Below are 5,602 nucleotides of genomic sequence, written 5' to 3' on the forward strand. Positions count from 1 at the left end.
ACACGACTTGTCCGCCTCCCAGAGCTGGTCTGCGAGTTCGGCAATCAGGGCTAGGTTGGCCACATGCTCACCTTGCGCCGACCCAGAACCCTTACAACCAAATGTTCCTCATAGCGGAATCCGGGCGGCGATCACACCGATGGCACCGCGCGACCGCGTTATCCGGATGGCGGTATTTCTCGCAGTCCAGTCGGTCATCGTGTGCATCCACAACTCCGCGCTGCTGATCTCCATCAGCCGTCCTGCAATCCGTAGTGGTCGATGTGGGCGTCGAGGACGGGCCGCACTAATACGGGTATGCGCCAGCCACACCACAGCGCGGTCGAGCGCTGCGGACACGGCTTGTTCGATATCCGGGCCGATGCGGTCAAGCTCGACCGATTTCTGGACGGACACAATGCGTTCCGCTGCCGAGGGATGTCGGCCGAAGGGGTTAATAATCGTCCTCGGCCGGCATTCCGCAAACAGCTCTCGTTCCGCATACCAGAACGGTGACGTGAGTTCAACATATGGTGCATAGCCTGGAGTTCGTGGAGGTGGGGCTCGGCCGCGACGCCCAGTGGGTGCGTCAGGCGACGACGTGTTCCGTCGATTCGATCCGCCGCGCATACGTCAGCGAGGTGCGATCACTTCCGCCCGCCCGTCCGCGTCTGCTACTGATCTCGGGCGGGCCCTTTGAAGTCGCCGCGGCCGGGCTGCGCAATCTGCACATTCTCGCGGCCCAGCTGGCGAGCTGCTGCGCCGAAACCATCGAAATCAGCGGCTCGACATCGCCGCTGTCGTGGACACTCCGGTTTTCCGATGCAAGTGTGCTAACCGCGCTTAAGGCGCTCGACGAGTCGACTGAGCCAGCCGTCAGTTGTGTCCGGCGAGTGCTTGGGATCTTCGCCACGCTGTACTACGTCGTGCTGCAGCAGGGCGCGACGCTGGACTACCACTGGGCCGGACACCTCGGCGCCGGGTTGGCAAACCGTCACGCGACCGTCCTTCGTGCCCACGGTCAGGTGCCAGCATGACGAGCACAACGGAGCGCGCCTCGGACCGGATGTCCTCGGCGCAGAACACGGCGCGCGTGCTCATGGCGTTCAGCCATCGCCCTGGTCCACGGGGAGTGACCGAACTCAGTCGCGAGTTCGGTCTCGGCAAGAGCACCGTGCACCGGATTCTCACCGCGCTCGTCGCCGAGCGTCTGTTGGAGCACGATCCGATAACCCGGACGTATCACCTCTCCTTGACCTCAATCGACCTTGCCATGGCCGCAACCGCGCCCCTCCAACTGCATGAGGCGGTCGTCCCGGACCTGGTGCACCTCCATCAGCGGGTCGATCAGACCGTGCACTTAGGCGTGCTGGCGGGCAACGAGGTGGTGTATCTCGAACAATTCGTGAACCGCAACGGTCGTTATCCGGTGACGGCAGACGAAACTCGGCTGTCCGTGCATTACTCCAGTTGCGGCAAAGCAATCATGGCGTACCTGCCCGACACCACACTGGGCGCTTTATTGGCGGCGCATCGCTTCGATGCCCGTACACCGCATACGATTGTTGATCCGACTCAATTTCGCTGCGAACTGCGCATGGTTCGGGCGCGAGGGTGGTCACGCACTGTGAACGAACACGAGGTCGGTGTCGCATCGATCGGCGCTCCCGTGCGCGGTCCATGCGGACAAGTCGTGGCGGCCGTCGGCATCGTGTGGCGGCGACCACGTGGCCGAGAAGAAGATTTGCAGTCGTATGTCAAACCGCTGCTGGTGACCGCCGCGGCGATTTCGCAGAACATCAAAGAGGTAAGGCGTTCTGCCGGGCCGGGGACATCGCGAGTGTCGACACTTCTGAGCTAGGAACGCTCACGCCGAAGGTGGAGTTACGAATTGGATCCCGTACGTTCCATGAAGTGCTGGGAATAGGTGTATGAGTGCGGATCTCGACGACCGGCGCCGGCCTGTAGACGGCGGCCTCAAGTCGGTACTCACCGCGCTCGACTTGCTCGACAGTTTCCGGACCGCCGATCAGCTCGACGTGACCGAGCTGGCTAAGCGGCTGAAGATCAGCAAAAGTTCCGCGCATCGGCTGCTGACCAGTCTGTGCGACCGCGGGTTCGCTCTGCGTGACCCGAAAACCGGCCGCTATCAACTTGGCCTCCACCTACATGAACTGGGCCAACTCACGATCAGTCGTTTACCGATCAGGCTGCGGGCAATGCCGATACTGGAAGATTTGCGTCACCGGACCGGGTTTCACCATCCATCTCGCGGTGGCAGACAATGCGAATGTTATCTACATCGAGCGCATGCATGGTCCGAGACGATTCCAGACAATGGCCGGCATCAGCTGTTGCATGGACATTCCTTCGCCGGACCGGCCGCCGCCGAAACCTGGTGTCGCGACCACCCGACCGGTTACGTCCGTTCGCTGGCCGAAGCGTTCGACGTCACCCAAGTGCGCTTGCATGAGGTCGGTTGGGCGAGCGCGGGGGCCGGCTGGTGACGAGCGTCGGCCCGCTCCGCGTGCAGTTACTGTCGATACCCGACTGCCCGCTTGTGGAGCAGGTCCGGGCCGCCCTGGACCGCGCGCTGGCCTTTACTGCAGGGACCGCCGCAGTCGAGGAACTGGTCGGCGCCTACCCATCACCAACCGTCCTGATCGACGGCCGCGGCGTCGTGACCGGCGCGCCACCAATATTGGGGGCGCGCTGCCGGCTCGACCTGCCCACCACCCCACAAATCGTCGCCGCACTCGAAAGAAGGGCATAGTGGGCGAACCCTTAAGGCGTCATACGAGGCTTACAGGACCTGCCCAGCCAAGTCGTAACCGCGCACAACACGCCGTACGTGTCGGCGGCGATGGCTCACATCGTCGCCAACCGCCACCGCGGTCGCCGGATACCCGCGGAGGTTGCACTGGTCAGGTCGGTGCAACGCAAAAACTCGAGCACCGCGCGAATAACCAGCCCGCCGAGGCGAAACCACCATCCATAGTTCCAGTACAGATTATTCGTCCACGCGTGCACTGATGTCGCGCCGATAATTCCGACGAACGCAAGAACAGCGGTGCCAATACGACACAGCATCGCCACCAATCCGCCGGTGAGGCCGATGCGCCCGGCCGCCGATCAGTGGTTCCCCCACGACGCACCGCTCGATTCCGCGCAAGATCGGTTCCGGTGAAGACCGTGAGCAGGACATCCCGCAAGAAGTTACTCGGAACTTTGACCTAAACCGACACCGTCATCTGAGCCTTATTTGGGCGGCCAGGCCGGCGGGCGCCCGTCAGTTAGATAGGGCATTTATTCATCTGATAAAAATGCCCAGTTAGTTTGTGTGGGTAACTGCGGTTGTCGTCCTAACTGAATACTGACCACTGCGCGGTCAGCTGGTCAGTTACGGCTTGCCGTCGACACGGATCTCCATCTACCGCACCGCGGGCTCCGCATGTACGCTGCGCGCACCACCGTCGACGAATTAGACGCGGCTGCGGCGGGATCACAGCATCACCCGGGCCTGTGCTTCGCGAACCTTTTTGAGCGCTTGAGTTTTCGAGTTGATATTCGCCATGGCCGAACCATACGGCGTGGTCAACCCGCGTCTCTACCATCGCCCACAACATCTCCGCGTCCACATTTGTCCACATCTCCCGTTTCCCAGTCCCCCACTGCACCAACACAACCCGCTCCCCACCGCCGCCGCGACACACCAGCGCCCAGTCCCACCAACCGTTTTCGAGCAGCCCAGACACCACACACCTTTTGCATTAAGGTCACGAATCGGTAACTGCTTTTCGTCCGTACGAAATCGCGGTAGCGTGTCATCGTGTCCGATCAGCCTGTCTGCCCGCGCTGCCATGGGCAGCTGCCGGCGGCTGTCGGTAGGGGGCGTCCACGTTTGTGGTGCTCGCAAACGTGTCGCCGGGCGGCCTACGAGGAGCGTCGAGCCGCTCGCTCTGGAGCGATCGGGCTGCGCGTCGAGCGTGTTGTGCAGCGGGTCGAAAAGCCGTTGTGGTGCGTCGAGTATCGCGACCGCATCGTTGAAGTAATCCCGCCAGAACCAGACCCGACCCAGGCGGCCGCGATCGTCCTTACCTCGCCGCGTGCTTGCCGCGTTGTGCTCGACGGTCTCGCCGACGCCGCAACCCTCGGCACTCTGCATCGCGGCGAACACGACGCCACCGTGCGGGCTGCCGCGGGCCTTTTGACTGCACTTCGGGCTGCCCGGTTGCTGACCTAACCAGCGGGGCGCTGCGCCCCGCCCGCGGCGCTGCGCACGACGCCACACGGGCGACGCCGCGCCGGAGCGCGCTTCCGTAACCGCTGCGCTCGCGGTGCGCGCTGAACCAGCCGGCGCGCTTGATCGCGGTTCGCCGACGCGGCAGCGGCGTCGGCGCGGCGGGCAAAGCGGCCCACGTCAAACCCTCAAAGACTGTCAGCAGTCACACCAACACGCATGCACGTGTGTGCCTGTTGCATAGCTGGTTCGGTGACCTGGTGAAGCCCGCAACGCAAGCCCTCGAGCGAGGTTGCCGAGGGGCTTAGCCGCGGCGAGACGACCGCCGCAACCATCGGCCGAAGCGGTGCTCACAGGACGCCCAACGCCTGCCCGGAGTCAACGCGGTTGATGGCCCCGTGATGGCTCAAATCATGCGACGGGCAGCCGCTGGCAGACATGCGACACAGCTGGCGATGCAGCACCTCGCGTTAACGGCGCCTGACAAATCCCTTGCCGCGCTGGGCCGAAGGCGGAACGCAAGCACCGAGCCCGCGGAAATGTCGGCTCCGGTTGAAACGTGAGCAGCTGCCGTATTGCGGATAATCGGTCAAGATTCAGGTGGCGTTGACACACCCCAGGCCACCCTCATAGAGCTCGGTGACTGGCACATCGGGAAGCACATCGCACAACACCGCTATCAGTGCGGATGTTCGGGCCTGCCGCGCCAGCTCGGCCTGGGTTTCAGCCCCAGGTAATTGCCAGTGCCGTCGGCCCCATTCGGTCACTGCGCGATCAGCCCAATCGTCGGCTAGCTCCGCCGCTCTGTAGGCAACCTGTTGGGCGGCTTCGTCGACGAACTCGCGGCGTTCCGTGTCATCCCAGCTCGCCGGCAGTCGCAAGTGCCGGTCCAACACCCGGGCAACCAACCCGGTAGGTACCAGATCGTCCATGCTGCCATTCTGCGCTAGTAGAACACCTTTTCGTCCGAACGCACACACTGAGCCGCGGTCAAGCGTGAAAACGTCGCGAAAACCAACGACCCGCAGCTGCAGGCGACATCCCACATCTGCCCTACCGCACAGAACAGCTGACTCTTAATCAGCGGATCTCGACCGCGAACCCCGCTGTGAGCCAATTGGCAGTAGTCGGTTACGACGGGCCTCCTGTCGTAGCTGGGCGACGAGCTTTTCTGGAATGCTCGCCGTGTTGCTCGTTGCGCCCGGTAAAGCGAACGTCGCGCAAGTTCATCGCGTTATCGTCCGAGTTGTAGTCGTCGACGGTGACTGGCAGCTGCGGGTGGATGGTGGCCAAGATGCGCGCTAAACCGGCACCGGCGGCTGCCGCGGACCGGATTGGGTCCGCGGGCAATCATCGACCGCAGCACCCCCGCAGCGCTGGCCA

7 protein-coding genes are annotated in these 5,602 nt (G+C 63.3%); 5 read left to right on the forward strand and 2 right to left on the reverse strand.

Annotated elements, in window-relative coordinates:
• Positions 1-108 precede the first annotated feature (108 nt).
• On the reverse strand, positions 109-396 hold the full coding sequence (locus AC2VOG_RS11660; RefSeq protein ID WP_486940054.1) for a hypothetical protein: 288 nt from the start codon (positions 394-396) through the stop codon (positions 109-111).
• 134 nt (positions 397-530) lie between these two features.
• Here AC2VOG_RS11660 and AC2VOG_RS11665 point away from each other — a divergent pair, with 134 nt between their 5' ends.
• From AC2VOG_RS11665 to AC2VOG_RS11685, 5 genes are all read left to right on the forward strand, one after another.
• Positions 531-1,016, forward strand: a complete 486-nt coding sequence (locus AC2VOG_RS11665; protein WP_486940055.1) for a hypothetical protein — start codon at positions 531-533, stop codon at positions 1,014-1,016.
• 29 nt (positions 1,017-1,045) lie between these two features.
• Positions 1,046-1,840 (forward strand): IclR family transcriptional regulator, encoded by a 795-nt coding sequence (locus tag AC2VOG_RS11670; RefSeq protein ID WP_486940056.1) that lies wholly within the window; start codon positions 1,046-1,048, stop codon positions 1,838-1,840.
• A 70-nt stretch (positions 1,841-1,910) separates the two neighbouring features.
• A complete protein-coding gene (locus AC2VOG_RS11675; protein ID WP_486940057.1) occupies positions 1,911-2,486 on the forward strand; it encodes a helix-turn-helix domain-containing protein in 576 nt (191 codons plus the stop codon).
• Positions 2,483-2,752: an alkylmercury lyase gene (locus tag AC2VOG_RS11680; protein WP_486940058.1), complete on the forward strand. Its 270-nt coding sequence runs from the start codon at positions 2,483-2,485 to the stop codon at positions 2,750-2,752. The genes AC2VOG_RS11675 and AC2VOG_RS11680 overlap by 4 nt, the downstream gene beginning before the upstream one ends.
• Positions 2,753-3,808: 1,056 nt before the next feature.
• Positions 3,809-4,222, forward strand: a complete 414-nt coding sequence (locus tag AC2VOG_RS11685) for a hypothetical protein (protein WP_486940059.1) — start codon at positions 3,809-3,811, stop codon at positions 4,220-4,222.
• Between the two features lie 593 nt (positions 4,223-4,815).
• Here AC2VOG_RS11685 and AC2VOG_RS11690 read toward each other — a convergent pair.
• Positions 4,816-5,151, reverse strand: coding sequence for a hypothetical protein (locus AC2VOG_RS11690; protein WP_486940060.1), 336 nt, complete (start codon positions 5,149-5,151; stop codon positions 4,816-4,818).
• Positions 5,152-5,602 lie beyond the last annotated feature (451 nt).

The organism is Mycobacterium sp. TH-M11, assembly GCF_057473725.1.